This window comes from Roseovarius azorensis (assembly GCF_900109455.1).
Lineage (GTDB): Bacteria > Pseudomonadota > Alphaproteobacteria > Rhodobacterales > Rhodobacteraceae > Roseovarius > Roseovarius azorensis.
The window spans coordinates 1-14430 of record NZ_FOAG01000009.1; the positions used below are offsets into that span (position 1 = coordinate 1).

Annotated in this window: 14 protein-coding genes; 5 read left to right on the forward strand and 9 right to left on the reverse strand. The window is 64.2% G+C overall.

The genetic code is table 11. The annotated features are described in order from the left end of the window. Positions 1 to 133: 133 nt before the first annotated feature. The 5 genes from BSG08_RS13485 to BSG08_RS13505 are packed head-to-tail and all read right to left on the reverse strand — an operon-like array spanning position 134 to position 4225. Positions 134 to 352, reverse strand: a complete 219-nt coding sequence (locus tag BSG08_RS13485) for a phage head-tail joining protein (protein ID WP_093037907.1) — start codon at positions 350 to 352, stop codon at positions 134 to 136. Beyond that, on the reverse strand, positions 352 to 2127 hold the full coding sequence (locus tag BSG08_RS13490) for a prohead protease/major capsid protein fusion protein (protein WP_175544789.1): 1776 nt from the start codon (positions 2125 to 2127) through the stop codon (positions 352 to 354). Before BSG08_RS13490 ends, BSG08_RS13485 begins: the two co-directional genes overlap by 1 nt. Then, positions 2114 to 2296: a hypothetical protein gene (locus BSG08_RS19505; protein WP_093037914.1), complete on the reverse strand. Its 183-nt coding sequence runs from the start codon at positions 2294 to 2296 to the stop codon at positions 2114 to 2116. Before BSG08_RS19505 ends, BSG08_RS13490 begins: the two co-directional genes overlap by 14 nt. After that, positions 2283 to 3674, reverse strand: coding sequence for a phage portal protein (locus BSG08_RS13500; protein ID WP_093037917.1), 1392 nt, complete (start codon positions 3672 to 3674; stop codon positions 2283 to 2285). The genes BSG08_RS19505 and BSG08_RS13500 overlap by 14 nt, the downstream gene beginning before the upstream one ends. Before the next feature lie 2 nt (positions 3675 to 3676). After that, the gene (locus BSG08_RS13505; RefSeq protein WP_093037920.1) at positions 3677 to 4225 is read right to left on the reverse strand and encodes a hypothetical protein; all 549 of its coding nucleotides are present in this window, start codon (positions 4223 to 4225) and stop codon (positions 3677 to 3679) included. Positions 4226 to 4402: 177 nt separating this feature from the next. Here BSG08_RS13505 and BSG08_RS13510 point away from each other — a divergent pair, with 177 nt between their 5' ends. The 3 genes from BSG08_RS13510 to BSG08_RS13520 all read left to right on the forward strand — a co-directional run bounded on the left by BSG08_RS13510 (position 4403) and on the right by BSG08_RS13520 (position 5637). After that, a complete protein-coding gene (locus tag BSG08_RS13510) occupies positions 4403 to 4645 on the forward strand; it encodes a hypothetical protein (protein ID WP_093037923.1) in 243 nt (80 codons plus the stop codon). Between the two features lie 54 nt (positions 4646 to 4699). Further along, the gene (locus tag BSG08_RS13515) at positions 4700 to 5020 is read left to right on the forward strand and encodes a hypothetical protein (protein ID WP_139274574.1); all 321 of its coding nucleotides are present in this window, start codon (positions 4700 to 4702) and stop codon (positions 5018 to 5020) included. Positions 5021 to 5103: 83 nt separating this feature from the next. Next, positions 5104 to 5637, forward strand: a complete 534-nt coding sequence (locus BSG08_RS13520) for a YfbU family protein (protein WP_093037929.1) — start codon at positions 5104 to 5106, stop codon at positions 5635 to 5637. Here the strand turns inward: BSG08_RS13520 and BSG08_RS13525 are convergent. The 3 genes from BSG08_RS13525 to BSG08_RS13535 all read right to left on the reverse strand — a co-directional run bounded on the left by BSG08_RS13525 (position 5634) and on the right by BSG08_RS13535 (position 10286). Continuing rightward, positions 5634 to 7412 (reverse strand): phage terminase large subunit family protein, encoded by a 1779-nt coding sequence (locus tag BSG08_RS13525; RefSeq protein ID WP_093037931.1) that lies wholly within the window; start codon positions 7410 to 7412, stop codon positions 5634 to 5636. The two genes, BSG08_RS13520 and BSG08_RS13525, sit on opposite strands and share 4 nt — an antisense overlap. Further along, entirely contained in the window at positions 7402 to 7911 is a 510-nt protein-coding gene (locus BSG08_RS13530) for a hypothetical protein (protein ID WP_093037934.1), read from the reverse strand. Before BSG08_RS13530 ends, BSG08_RS13525 begins: the two co-directional genes overlap by 11 nt. A 332-nt stretch (positions 7912 to 8243) precedes the next feature. Then, positions 8244 to 10286 (reverse strand): AAA family ATPase, encoded by a 2043-nt coding sequence (locus BSG08_RS13535; protein WP_175544790.1) that lies wholly within the window; start codon positions 10284 to 10286, stop codon positions 8244 to 8246. A 394-nt stretch (positions 10287 to 10680) separates the two neighbouring features. On the opposite strand from BSG08_RS13535, the gene BSG08_RS13540 reads away from it, so the two are divergent. Together BSG08_RS13540 and ycaC are read left to right on the forward strand one after the other, a co-directional pair. Further along, complete coding sequence (locus BSG08_RS13540) at positions 10681 to 11580, forward strand: LysR family transcriptional regulator (protein ID WP_093037940.1); 900 nt, start codon at positions 10681 to 10683, stop codon at positions 11578 to 11580. A gap of 210 nt (positions 11581 to 11790) precedes the next feature. Beyond that, entirely contained in the window at positions 11791 to 12411 is a 621-nt protein-coding gene (gene ycaC, locus BSG08_RS13545; protein WP_093037944.1) for an isochorismate family cysteine hydrolase YcaC, read from the forward strand. A gap of 246 nt (positions 12412 to 12657) precedes the next feature. Here the strand turns inward: ycaC and BSG08_RS13550 are convergent, their stop codons facing one another. Next, positions 12658 to 14208 (reverse strand): VOC family protein, encoded by a 1551-nt coding sequence (locus BSG08_RS13550; RefSeq protein ID WP_093037947.1) that lies wholly within the window; start codon positions 14206 to 14208, stop codon positions 12658 to 12660. Between the last annotated feature and the right edge of the window lie 222 nt (positions 14209 to 14430).

Sequence of the window (14430 nt, forward strand, 5' to 3'; positions counted from 1 at the left end):
CAGAGGCCGAAGAGAACTTCTATGCACAGCGCGACGTGCTCGATATGGTCGCGTGAAATGAAGCTATAGGTCTCCGACAAACCCGGAGCGATTCACGGTGATCCGGTCGCCGGGTTGAACAAAGGTCTTCATCTCAGGTTCCTTTCGATGTGGCGAAGTAGAAGGTGGACGGCGGGCGGTTCGCGAGCGCCGCGATCTCCGAGTCCAGGGCGGCCAGTGCGCGGGCCATCTCGGCGTCGGAGCGGTATTCGATCTCTTCGCCGTTCTGGTCCCGCACCCGGCGCATACCGCCCGCACGCGCCCGCAGGAGCGCGTCACGGGCAGATTGCAGTTCGGCGAGGGTCAGCGCCATTAGCTGGTCGCCACGCGCTGAGCGCCGCGCCAATCCAGCCAGCCCGCCCCGAAGTCGAGGAAGGCCCGGAAGGACAGGCCCAGCGTGTCCCACGCCTCGCGGCGCTGAACCTGCACGCCTTCGGCCCCGGAGAGGTAGCCGTAGCGGAGCGCCGCCAGCCGCGACGGGTCGCTGAACAGATACCAGTGGCCGGACGGCAGGCGCGGCTCCACCAGCAGGTTCAGCTTGCCCGCGAAGGGATTCACGTCGGCCGTGGTGGCGGCGTAGATCGCGGCCAGCACTTCTTCGCCGTCGGTTTCCAGATCGGCGGGCACCAGCAGATAGCGCGGCGGCGCGTCGATGATCGTGGTGCCATCGGTGCCGGTCCGCAGCCGCATGGCCTCGCGGTTCTCGGCCAGCGTCGCCTTGGACGGCGTGTCGGCCGTGGTGCCGATGTTGCCCCGGCTGGCATCGAAGACCGGCGTGCCGTCGCGCATGTCGGGGTTGCCGGTGATCGTCGCCACAAGGATCGACGCTTCGGTCTGGGCGGCTGCCTCGCCGAAGGCGCGGACGGTATCGCCCAGCAGGTTCAGGTCATCGTTGATGATAAGGTTGCGGCTCAGGTCGATCCGGCGGCCGTAGGTCTTGAGGTTGATCGCCTCGCCCTCTTCGCCCCGGGTCGTGGCCGTGAACTCACCGGACTCGGCCATCTCTTGCAGTTCGCCCATCTCGCCAAGGCGGACGGCCGTGCTCGGCTTGAAGTCCCGCAGCGTGGTCTTCCGGCAGAGCGTCTTCAGCGGCGACTCCGCAGCGCGGTAGGTAGCCATCGCCGTCTTGCCTGCCGCGTCCATCACGGTCAGGGGGAAGTCCGACGTGGTGTGCTCGCCCGCCGCGCGGTGCAGCATTTCGTTGCGGCTCATGCCGCGCGTGCTGGTCCCAGCCCGCTCCACGGATTCGCGCGCAAGGTCCATCAGGGCCACGTCGGCATAGGGCCGCGCCTCTTCGGGCAGTTCGGCCAGCCCGCCCATGCGGTAGGCCAGCGCATCGGCCTGCCGACGCCGGATCACGGCCGGATCATCGTTCGCCGGAGCGTGGGTGCGGATGACGGGCTGCGACCGGCGCTTTTCGTCCATAGCGTCGAAGATCGCAGCCTTGGCGGCGGTCAGGTCGGCGTTCTGGTCGATCAACTGATCGGCGATCTCAGCGCCGAGCCCGGCGGAACGGACCAGCCCACGGATGTCGCTCCGACGCTGTGCCTCCGCCTCTTCGGGCGTCGGGGTTTCGATGACTTCTTGGGGCATTTCGGTTCCTTTCTGCCTCAGACGGGCGGACGGGTCCGCCGGGTTGGAAGTCAGGGTGACTTCGGTGATCCGCCACCCGGTCGGGGTCTTCACCCGTCCCTGCGGCGTGGATTTTTCGGTCCATCCGGTGACGCGGTAGCCGATGCTGACTCCGCTCACCGTGCCATCGGCGATCCGCTGCACGATGGGCGCAGCATCTTCGGCCGAAGTCAGTTCCAAGACGGCAACGACCACGCCGTCTTCCAGAGCGATGGACCTCACCCGGCCGATCTGGTCACGGACGCTCGACGTCCGGTGCGAGTCGAGAACGGGCAATTCCGCGACCGCCGACAGGTCCAGCGTGTCGGCGGTCAGAATTTCGAGGAACGGGCCACGGGCATCGCGGCGCTGGACCGGCGTGGCGGTGGCGACCACGGCGGAGACGGTCCGGGTCTCCGGATCGAAGCTGTTGGGCCGCGTCGTGGCGGCGCGGGTCATGGTGCTATCGAGCGGCAAGGCGGGACTCCCATTTCTGGAACTCGGTGGAGCGCCGGTCATGCAGCTTCCCGGTCTTCGGGTCGCGCACATGCGAGGCGTTGACGGGGCTGGCGGTCAGCTTCGGACCAGTCTTCTGGTCATTCGCATCCCGCAGGAGGAATCGAAGCTGAGACTCACTCTTGGCCATCGGTCGCCCCCTTGCCGAAGGACAGGCCCAGTTCCACTTCCCGCGCGCGGTCGGCAGCGATCTCGCGGTCCAGATCGTCAGCGTTCCAGCCCATCTCGTTGATGGCCTGCGACCGGGACATGAGCCCGAGCGCCAGCGCCTCTTTCACGGCCGCCATGTCCTTGGCCGGGTCCACCTGAGCGTGACGGGGCATGATCCACTCGGCCCCCAGATCGGGCGACAGGTCCAGTCGTCCAGCGAGGACTTCCGTGGCAATCCAGCGCCGCCAGATCGGGCGCAAAAGCTGGGGAGCGAGGACGCCATACTGGCATTGCTCCACGCGCGCCCGGAACGGCAGCAGGCCCGCCCGCAGGCTCGAATAGTTGGCATTGGTCAGGTCGCCCGACAGCATATGCTCGGGCAGGCCCAGAGCCGCCGCCAGTGCCAGCAGGTTCATCCGCACGAAGGCCGGGGCGTCCTTCAACTGTTCGGGGCTATTGAAGCGAATATCGGTGCCACCCGGCAGGACCCGGACCACCCCCGGTTCCAGCGAAATGTCGGTCAGCCCATCGGCGTCCGGGAAGGCCGTCGCCGCGCCGCCCATGTTGGTGGCGTCGGTGACGAAGGCGGCGTGCATGGCGGCGATCTTGGCCGAGACCAGCAGCGCGTCGGTCAACTGGTCCAGTTCGCTGGCCGACAGGACCGCCGGGGCCAGCCAGCTAAGCCCGCGCACCTGTCCGGCGGCGGCGGACTGCATCACATGCAAAACGTCGGCTGCGTCCACCCGGACCGGCGGGGCATAATCGGCGTAGATGGAAGACGGTTTCTGCGGCAGGATGTGATAGGCCACCCGGCGGCCTTGGGCGTCGAACTCCACGCCGGAGACGATCTCCCGGCCGTTGCCGAGCGTGGCCGTCTTCGACTCGTCCAGCAGTTCCGGCGGGATCAGTTGCAGGCGCAGCCCATCGGCTTCGTCGCGCATCAGGATCAGGGCTTCGCCGTCCACGACAAGGTGGCGCGACACGTCCCGCTGAAGGCCCCAGAAGTCGGTCCGCCCGGCGTGGTCTGCGGCGTCGGCCCACGTCTCGAAAGACCCGGCGGCCAGTTCACGAGTCCCGGCATCGGTCGCCCGGACGGCGGGACGGATGCCTGTTCCGACCAGCGAGGCGCACCAGTTCTGGACGCCGTTGGCAATGAACGGGTTGTTCATGGCGAGGTAGCGAGCGCGGGACCGCGTGATTGACGCGGCCGCGCCGATCTCCGGGTTGATCGGTCCAAACTGGCCCAGTCCGCTCCCCCGGCGGCTCCCGGTGGCAGCATCAAGCGAGCGCCGCCCCACCGGAGCGGCGGAGCGGTCGAAGATGCGCCGGACGGCGTTGGAGAGGAACGGAAAGGCCATGCTCAGATTGCCTTGGGCAGCTTGCCCAGCACTTCCGCGATCAGCCGCGAAACCGGGAGAACGAAAGCGGCGTCGATCAGCCGTTTGCCGGATGCGGCTTCCAGAGCGGCCAGCATCTCTTCCGCCTCGGGGGTCGTCGTGTCGGCCCATCCGGCGCGAACGGCAATAGTCCCGTCCCGATACATGACCAGCGACAGGTCGAAGACTTCGCCTTCCCGCGTCCTCTCAATCGCCTCTTCGATGACCGACAGCGCGCGCCGTCCACCCTCGAAACTCCGATAGCGTCCCGGGAGAGTGTCTGCGGAGAGCAAGAAACGCGCCAGCCTGTCTAGCTGGAACCGGTCGAAGCCGAAGCGTTTGGCAATGTGGACGAGGCGCAGCGCACAAACCCCGGCTTCGTCGAACAGGTCGGCGCGGCCGTCACGTTCTCGGGGCGCGATGCTGGTGCGCTGCGTCAGGTTCCGCAGTTCCTTGTCAAGCGTGTTGAAGTCGTCATCGGGAAGCTGGTCTATCTCCGCGAAGGCGACGGAGGCTTGGGAAATCTTGAACATCAGGAGTCTCCGAGTTGGCTCTACGACTCTATAACTCGGTTTTGAGTTGTAATGCAAGAGGCTGCTGTGCTAAGGCCGAGTCGTCGGCGACTACAGCCCGCCGACGTTCCTCTACCTGTGTGGAGGGGGCTGGTTTCGCGCCGAGGCTGGCCCCCTCCAATTCTGAAAGGACCTCCGATGCAGGATTTCTTGGCAGACGTTCAGAAGGCCCGCCGCCTCGCGGTAATAATGTTCAGGACGTCGGCGGAAGAGGGGCTGAGGGTTGGGGAAGCGATCATCATGACGCGGCGGTATCTGGAACACATGGGCTATCCCGCCCCCGACGATCCGCTGGCCTTCGCCACGAATGGCCGCGTCACCATGCACGATGCGCCGCTGGGCTCACAGTTCTACTGCAAGCCGAACGGCGAGATTTTATGATAAACGACTGGTGCGTTCGTTCGCGAACTTTGGCACCATCCACTAATGGAAAATGTGCAGATTCTCACGAAACGTATCGCGTCCATAGCCAAGGACGCGTTAGAGCGAGAACTTTCCACTCAAGAGCGTGCGCGGCTGGCAGACGAAGTCGAGACATTGCGCGGCGACATTTTTGAGCATTTTGAGATGGTTAAAGTCGACTTGACCGACAAGCGCCGGATACCTCCCGGGGACTACATCGACGAACAACTTACTGGGCTTTGTAGCTTCACACGTATGGCTCTAGGCACCGAAGAACGAACCGCGTCTCCCCGTCAAATCGCCGAAAACGTCACCCACTATCAGCACAAGATAAATGGCCTTGTCGGCCCTTAATTCGCACTTTGTTCTGGCCGCCCCTTGACAGGTTAACGCTTCGTCACTTTATCGAAGCGATTGGCAACTATTTGGTGACAAAGATGAAATTGACGGACGGTGAAAAGATCATCATCGCCATGTTGGCGGATGTTCACAAGGCGCTGAAGATCGAAGGTGAGACCGATGTAAAACATCTCATGGAGTCAATCTACAGCGGCAACTTGTGGAGTTTGGACTGGGATTGGCAGGGGCTGTTGGGCGCGAAAGAAACGCCTGACCACGTCGTGAAAGAGACGGCAGACATCCTCGATATGTGGTCGCTCCTTGAGACGGCCTATGAGCGACTAGAAGAAGCGGACAAGGACAAGGTTAAGGCGGCAAACCATGGCCACGGACCGGTGTTTTCCGGCTTCGATGGAAACAACGATGATCACTTTGGTGTCGCGAAGCACTTCATAGAAGTAATGGATCGTTTCGCCCATTTTGAAGGTCGCGACCTCAACTCTCACTCTCAGATGTCGCTTCCACGCTACCGTCAGATGTATCCCAAGTTTGAGGAACTGCGCGCAAAACTTGCGGATCGTGACTTGACAGCGGATGAGATAATTTCGGTGCTTCAGGCGGAAGCGGCTTAACGATCAAGCCATTTGGATTTGACAACCTGCGGGGGCTTGCGAGCCCCCGTCACGCTGGCCAGATCGGCTTCGCGGCGATCAACGGCGACGCCCACCAGTGCCCGGGCGGCCATCGCATAGACGACGCAATCCAGCGCCTCAGCGCGGCGGCCCACGATCCGCTCGAACCGGGCGGCGGGCTGGCCCCGGCTGTAGCGCACCACGCGGCGTTCGCTGGTCAGTTGCGTGAACCAGTCATCGGACAGGGTGTCGCCGAAGCGCCAGCCCGAGCGGGCTTGCAGTGCGTTCAAGAGCCGTTGCTTGGCCACGTCCACGCCCACCAGCATCAACACGATGCCACGGGTCTTGGACCGCTCCACCAGCGGCCGTTTGAAGCCTGCGACGCCCTTCAGCGGGAAGATGCGGCGGCCGATGCGGGACCGGGTGAAGCCGTAAACCTGATCCGTCATGCCGCCGTCGCCGCTGTCCACCAGCACCGCGTCATAGCGGAGCACACCGCCCGCCGGGTGCCGAAAGTCGCGGCGCAGCAGGTCGTCCAGTTCCGCCCAGGTATCAGTCACGTTGGGGTCGCCCCAGACGATCTCATGGGCTAGCACCAGCGCCACGTCGTCCGCCGTCCAGCCCAGTGTCGTCAGTTCGATCCTGTCCTTCTGCACGTCCGCGCCGCCGGTAAGGTAGAGCGTTTCAGGCGGCAGCCGGTCGAGACCGATGGGCTCGCGCATGGATGCCAGTTCGGCGTCGTCCAGATGGTCGCCCTCGCCGCGCCACGGCTCGCCCAGCACAGTGTTCAGCCACGGCTTCAGCGTGGTCGGGCTGCGCTTGGCTTGAAGGAACTCGGCGGCCAGACGGGGCCATGAGGCGTTCGGGAGCGTGCTGGTTAGGCTGGTCAGCTTGTAGCCCCTATGCCCCTCCACATGGGGCGCTGTGGCCCGCCACCGGCCCTCTGCCACTATCCGGGGCTTCTGCCGGTCTTCGACCACGCAGCCGCACTCGGGGCAGACCCAGTGGGCCGTCTCGGGCTTGCCGTCGTCCCATCGAATGTCGGCCCAGAGAATTTCGCCGAACTCTCCGCAGCCGGGGCACGGGACCTCATAGACCCGCCGGTCGGATTGCTCATAGGCCCGCAGGATGCGGCTGGTTTCGGCGTCGACCGGCGTGCTGGCCAAAACGATCTTCCGGTTGCCGTAGGTCATGGTCCGCCGCATGGCCAGTTCCACGGGGTCGCCCTCCACGCCCGCGCTCAGTTCATAGGCGTCGATCTCATCGGCGAAGAGGATGCGGGCTGTCCGGGCTCGCAGGTTGCGCGGGGCGCGGGCGGATACGATGGACAGGCTGCCGCCTGCAAAATGGCGGTGCATGAGGACGTCGCGCCCGGATGCGTCGGTCGAGAGCGCCGCACGTAGCGCCGGAGACTCGCCAAAGGTCGGTTCGATGACGGACACCATCAGGTGCCGGGCGTCCGCCTCAGCCGGGACGACGCACAGGACCGGGCTGGGGTCGTTCTGGACGAAGTGCCCGAGCGCCCCGACCATCAACTGCGTTGCGCCTACCCGCGCGCTCTTCAGGATCGTCACACGCTCCACCGTGACGTCGCCGATTGAATTGCCAATCTCGATTTGCGGCTTCCAGAGCCGCATCCGGCCGGGCTGGGCGGCGAGGCTGGACGGCAGGAAGACGTGAGACTCGATCCACTCGCTCAGGGCCAGCTTGGCGGGCGGGCGGAACGCTGCCAGAGCGTCGCGGCGGAGTTGGGCGAAGCGCGGGTCAACGGTCATCGGCAATCGCCTCCATCGCGTCCCTGATCTCGGCGTCGAGCGCGGCGGTCTCTTTCCGGTCCAAGGCAAGGCGGCTGGCCACCCGGGACGGGACGGCCAGCACGGCGGCCCGCAGATCGGTCACGATTGCCCGCCACTCGTTCGCCACCTGCCGGGAGTCCAGCAACTCGCCACGGGCAGCCGCGTTCTGAAGCGCGATCTTGTCGGCCTGTTCCCGGGCCAGCCTTATCTTCTCTTCGGCCAGTGCCTTGTCGGCGGCCTTGCCCTTGGCGAGTTGCCGGGCGTGATCGCAATAGGCGGCCACGGATGCTCGGAGCGGATAGGTCTTCTCGGGCGTCCGGGGCAGCACGCCATCGCGGCCGAGCGCATGGACCCGGTTGGCTGTCAGCCCGAGCCACGCGGCCAGTTCGGCAGCGGTCACGGTGTCGGGGGCGGTGAAGTCGTCGGCCCACTCTTCGCCGATCAGTTCGGCAATGTTGTCACGGGTGTCAGTGCTCACGGGTATATCCCCCACAGGAGGGACCGCCCCCACAGGGGGGATGTGCCCCCGGGGAGTTTTCCCAAACCAGAATCTTCACCACGGGGCGAAATGTCGGGGCTCCGCGCCCCCCGCAGTGCGCATCCCCAGAGGGACCCATTGCATCCCCCTCACGGGGATCAGCAGTTCCCCACCACAAAGGAACATCTTCTCTAAGGTCCGGGGCATGGCCGGACCGGACAGCCGGACAGGGCCTAAAGGCCCCTGTCCTGTCCGTCCGGTTTCCGGGCCACCGTTGCCCAACCGGACGGACGCCGGACGAAACCCGGACCGTCCGGTCTTGTCCGGTCCCCTCACACATCGTCATCTCCCAGCAGGGCTTCGGGGGATTGCCCCGTGGCGAATCTCCCGTCGCGGAACACCAGCACATTCTTGCGGGTCAGTTCTTCAACGGCTCGCTTGAAAGTGCGCCGCCGCCCGTCACGGTCGTCGGCTGCGGAAACTCTTCGGCCTTCAATAGCCCGCTCGCGCCAGATGGATTCGGCAACGGGGGCACCATCGCCGATTTCATGGAACACGGTCAGCGCGGCATTGGCGCTGGGGGACAGCTTCACCTCCCGGCTGCCTGAGTCGGCGCTGTCCGTCTCCCGGCAGATCGCCGTGGTGATGGTGTCGCCGTCTTCGTCCTCGCCCAGCGGGATCGTCGCCACGGTGAAGGCCAGCTTTTCGTCGGTGCTGCCATTGCGGTTCTTGGTCAGCATGCCGGTGACGGTCCCGTCTTCCCGCTTCAGGTAGAGGTTCATGTCGAGCGCGCCGTTGAGGATGGAATGGCCGCGCGGCAGCCCATTGCTGCCGTCCTTCGTGGCGTGGTGGACCAGCACCACGGCCGCGCCCCAACGCGCCAGCCGCCGGGCCACAGCGACGACAGTGCCCATTGCCTTCGCGTCGTTCTCTTCCAGACCCGGGAACGCGACGGCGAGCGTGTCGATTACGATCAGCGCCGGGCGCTGGTCCTCAACGGCGACCATCAGCGCCTTCAGGTCTTCGCTGCCTTCACTCAGCAGATCGGAGACGCCCTCCACCAGATTGAAGGCGTCGGCGTCGCCGAGCTGGTCCCGGAGCGCCCGCACCCGCGCGCGCATCCCGTGGCTGTCTTCTGCCGCCACATAGAACACGCGACCCTGCCGGGTCCGACGCCCGAAGGCTTCCGCGCCCTGCGCAACGGCGAAGCCCAGATACGGGGCCAGCAGCGACTTGCCCGCACCCGGAGCACCGACAATGGCGGCAATGTCGCCCTCGCCCAACAGGCCCTTGATGACGTAGTTCCGGGCGGGCAGGTCTTCGCAGTCAGCGGGACTCAGGAAGGTCAGCCGCGACGGCGACAGACCCAGCAGGGCGAGACCTTCGGCGTCCAACTTCCGGCGCATCTCCGTCTTCCACTCGGCCTTGGACAGTTCGGCGGAGCGACGGTCGATCTCGCCCATCTCTTCATCGGACCACGCAGCGTCCAGCAGGGCCACGGCCTCGGCCTGCCGCAGTTCGGTGACGGCCGGATGGGACCAGCCCCGGCGCTCGGCTTCGGAAATGAAGCGCCAGCCGGTCGCCCCATCGGACCGCTTGAATGACGCCCAGACACGGTCGGTCTCGGCCGGGTCATTGGAATGGTGCTGGGCGGACCATTGGTGGGCCAGTTCGAGTCCATCCGAGCCGCCGCCACTCTCTGCATGGATAGCGGCGAGCCGAGCCACCCACAGTTCCCGGTCCTTGATGTCGTTCGGGACCGCCCGCACGGCTTCCACGAAGACGGGCCACGGCAGGCCCGTGGGCCGCGCCTCGCCCGCGTCCACGGCCTTGCGCTTGATCGGCAGATCATCGGGCCACGGCGGCAGCTTGGCCGTCAGGCTGCCGCTCAGGAGCCGGTAGGAGCCCTTGCCGTTGACCGCGCCGGGCGCGACAACGAAACCGCCTTCGCCGCGCACGTCCAGCCCCGGCGGCAGCCCGGCGGCGCTGTTGCCCATGCCCTCGGGCCACTCGAAAAAGATGTGGCGACCATCGCCCGCCGAGGCCACCTGCGTGTCGGACAGCGAGTCCACGTCCAGCCCGAGCGCCAGCAGTTCGGCGAAGCCGTCCTTGCCATTCTTCTGGTCCACGTCCAGCACCGCGACGCCGTTGCGCTTGCCGGTCGGCAGGGCGGGCATGGCATTGGGCCGGTCACGCCACCACGCTTCGATCTGGTCCGGGTCCGTCGTTGCCTTCTCCTGCCAGCCCTTCACCAGCGGGCGCTTATCGGGGCCGACCGGGAAGACGGCGATGCCATCCGCCGCCAGAGCGAGCGCGGCGCTCAGATTCTCAGCCCCTTGGCTTTTGTCGGTCTTCAGGCTATCTTTCGCTTGCATTGGTCGTGTCCTTTTCGGCCTTTGTGATTGCGCCGCCAGACGCACTTTCATGGAAGCCCTCGCCCTGATCTGGCGGGGGTTTCTTCGTTTCGACAATAGACGGGAATCGAACCCCGCGATTCGGCGTGTTCGCAGATGTTCTTGTCCACATCCTTGTCCACATTTCGAACCACGCGGATTCGTAAGTAATTGTTATAATTGTATTTTTGTGGGCGTATATTTCGCAGTAGCGGACTGTCTCTCCGCCATTTTGAGCTCAAGGCTAACCATCCCAATATGCTGATAGCAGGGTGAAGTTCGACGTTTTTGCGCTGACTGCGGTGTTTTGGTCCAATACGCAGTCGAGCAGCGTTTGAAAATTGCGCATGAACAATCCATGCCGTAATCAGAACGGATGCAGTGGACGATCAACGAGATCGAAACCTTTCTGGCGGTCATAGACGCAGACTCGATTTCGGGGGCTGCGATCCGTATGGATGTATCGAAATCGGTGATCAGCAAACGGATCAGCGACTTTGAGACGGCGCTCGGAATCGCGCTTTTCACCCGCCATGCCGGGCGCATCACGCCCACTGATGCGGCGTTGACATTGGCCGAGCGGCTGCGTCCGGCGTTGTCGCAACTTGTTAACGCGACCGAAAGCGCGGCATCTGGCGGTGTGGAACTGCGCGGCCGACTAAACATATCGGCACCGATGAGCTTTGGCATCCATCATCTCGGCCCGATCATCGCCGAGTTTGCCCGGACACATCCCGGTCTGGAGCTGGTCCTCGACTATGACGACGCGATGGTAGATCTGGTGCGCAAGGGGCATGATGTTGCCATTCGCCTGGGCGAGATGGCTGACAGCACGCTCGTCTCGCGCAAACTCTGCGAGGACCGGCGCGCCATTGTTGCCAGCCCGGACTACCTCGAACGTCATGGCCCGCTGACCGACCCGGCACAGCTCTCCGATCATTCCACGATCTGCTATCAGAACAGGCGGATCGGCGATATCTGGCGGTTCGATCCGCCGATTCGGCCGCCGAAGCCCTCGCACCTTGTGACCAACAACGGCGAGGCCATGCGCGACATGGTGTGTGCCGGGCTTGGCATCGCGCTCTTGCCGATGTTCATCGTCCACGAGGACATCAAACAAGGGCGCGTGGTTCAGGTTCTGCCGGAACTTCGGTCTCACGGCCTGCCGATTCACGTCGTCTGGCCACCGATCCGACCGATGCCACGGAAGCTGCGCCTCTTCATAAACCACCTCGTGACGAGCCTTGGCGATACCCCACCTTGGCTGCGGGCGTAACCACGCCGCGTGTCAGATCCCTGAGCCGAGCCGTTCGCCGACCCAGAACACCGGTTTCGTGGCGGGGAACGTGGCGACGCGGCACGGTCTCGATATGATCTGGTTGTCGCGCGATTCGATAATGTCCGCTGACGTTAAGGACACAAGCGTGCGCGCAAACCAAGAGGTTCGAGGCCATTTCTCCCGCCTCATGACAAAGAGGAAACGCGAATGTCATTCACCTATAAAAGACTGAACAAGGAAGACGCGGCCGTCCTGCTCGTGGATCATCAGGCCGGCCTGCTCTCGTTGGTGCGGGATATCGACCCGGACAAGTTCAAGAACAACGTCCTGGCCCTTGCTGATGCGGCCAAATACTTCGGTCTGCCGACCATCCTGACGACGAGCTTCGAGGATGGGCCGAACGGTCCCATCGTTCCCGAACTGAAAGAGACCTTTCCTGATGCTCCCTTCATCGCGCGCCCCGGGCAGATCAACGCATGGGACAACGAGGATTTCGTGGCCGCCGTAAAGGCTACGGGCAAGAAACAACTGATCATCGCCGGCGTGGTGACAGAGGTCTGCGTGGCTTTCCCCGTGCTCTCCGCAATTGAGGAAGGTTACGAGGTGTTCGTGATCACCGACGCGTCGGGCACGTTCACCCCGATGACCCGCGACGCTGCGTGGGACCGAATGTCGGCGGCAGGCGCGCAACTCATGACATGGTTCGGCGCCGCCTGCGAACTGCACCGGGACTGGCGCAACGATATCGAAGGGCTGGGCGATCTCTTTTCCAACCATATTCCCGACTATCGGAACCTGTTTTCCAGCTATCTTGTGAACCGGAGCTGAACGCGATCAAAGCGATTGTCACGCCGCCCAATACATCAGGATGACAGCCCATGCCCACATCGCGCCTGAGCGGGCATGGGCCAGCTACTTATTGCGATTGCTCAACCCGCGCCAAAGGGCGTAAATGACCACCGGACTCCGGGTGCGGGCGGATGAAAGATCAGTGGCAGGTCACCCACGCACCCTGAATCTCCGAGACCACACGCCCGACCCGTTCCGGTAAATGCGGCAGCCTTCGAAAGCAGATCAGCCGACAGAGCGGGTGCTGGCCTCGCTCTGTCGGCGCAGCCAGTCGCGGGCCACTTCCAGATCTTGCGCCACGATATCATGGCTCGCCGAGACAAGGGACAGATCGCAATCGGCTCCGCACCTCGTCAGCCACATGGCCAGTTCCCGGCTTCTGCTAACGCGGGGGTCGTCGGTCCCCGCGAGCAACAACACCTCGGTGCCCGCCAGATCCACCATCGGCAAGTTGACCAGAACCGGAATGGCCCGCACAAGGATCGCGCGACGAATGATCCCCGGATGGAGTGCCATGATGGCAGCCGCGAAATTCGCGCCGTTGGAATAGCCGAACACGGTCAGATTCTCCGTGTCGAGCGCATAACCCCGAAGCGCCTCGGGCAGGAATGCGTCAAAGGCGTCCGCTTCGGCGCGGATGTCATCCTGATCAAAGACATCCGGCGCGAAACGACGGAAAAATCGCGCAACGCCCTCTTCGGTGGCGCGACCGCGCAAACCGAGAAGGGTCGCACGGGGATTGAGGCGCGCGGCGAAGGGCATCAGATCCGCTTCGCTGCCGCCCGTGCCATGAAGCAGCAGGGTCGTGCTGCCATCCGGGTTCTGAGGGCTGCGAAGGCGGTGTGTGAAGGTCAGGTCGCGCTTTGGCATGCGCGGCTCACCCGGTCGCGCGAATTGCGGCAGCATGATGCGCAGATCCTCTGCACGCTCGCTGTCACGGTCCGGGATGATGAGCCTGGTTCCCAAAGTTTCAGGCGACTCGTCCACCGCGAAACCGGGCGCGTCCGTGGCGTATTCAAAGAGGATATTGGTCGGATCGCGCAGATAGAGCGACAGGAAATATTTTCGGTCATGCACGTTGGTGGGCATGTGCCGAAGCCCGAGCGCAAGCCGCATGCGCCGCACCGCATCCTCATCCGGCGCGCGAAAGGCCACATGATCGATCACGCCGGTGCCGGGGATGCCGCTGAAGAATCCGCGCGTATCGCGCACATCAATCACATCCGTCGCGGAAATTAGGCGCCGGACCTGGTCTTCGACCGCAGCGTTCCTGTAGCCAAATTGCATGGCGAAGTCGGCGGTTGCCGCAGCGTCGTTGGTGAAGAGTGTCACTGATCTCAGGCGGGTCGGGGCGATAGGATCAGGAAGGGCATGAACTGCGGAAAGGTCGATGCCGACGAGCTTGATGATGATCCCGTCCGGATCCTTGAGCCGCAAAACTGTCTCTCCGAATTCTCGCGTCGGTTGCTCACCAGCGACGCGCGCCTCGATCATCCGCCGCATCCATTCGCCGATGCTGTCTAGCGGAACGGCGAATGCAACCTCACCGACCTGACCATGGCCGACCCGACCGGGCGCGCCATCCTGCCAGACGAGGAAGGAGATGATTGAGCCCGGCGTGCCCTGTGCATCGCCGTAGAACAGATGAAGCTGCCCGGCATCCTCGTATCCGCCCGTCTGCTTGATCAGCCGCAATCCCAGAAAGCCCATGTAGAAATCCACATTGGCCTGCACATTCCGGGTGATCCCGGTCACATGATGAAGTCCGGTCGCCATGCGCGTTCCGCCCGAAGAATCCGCCCGAGTATAGCCGCGGTTGCCCTCATGTTAACATCCTCCGCGAGAGGCTCGCGCCTGTCCATGGTTACCGGAATGGTACCACGTCGATACCATCGAGAGCCTGATCCTCCCCTCTGCGGCTGGAGTCGCTGCCCTGTCTGCGAGCGGGGATAACCGGTCCGTCGCGACGTCCGAGAGCACTACCGCGATACGGTATCT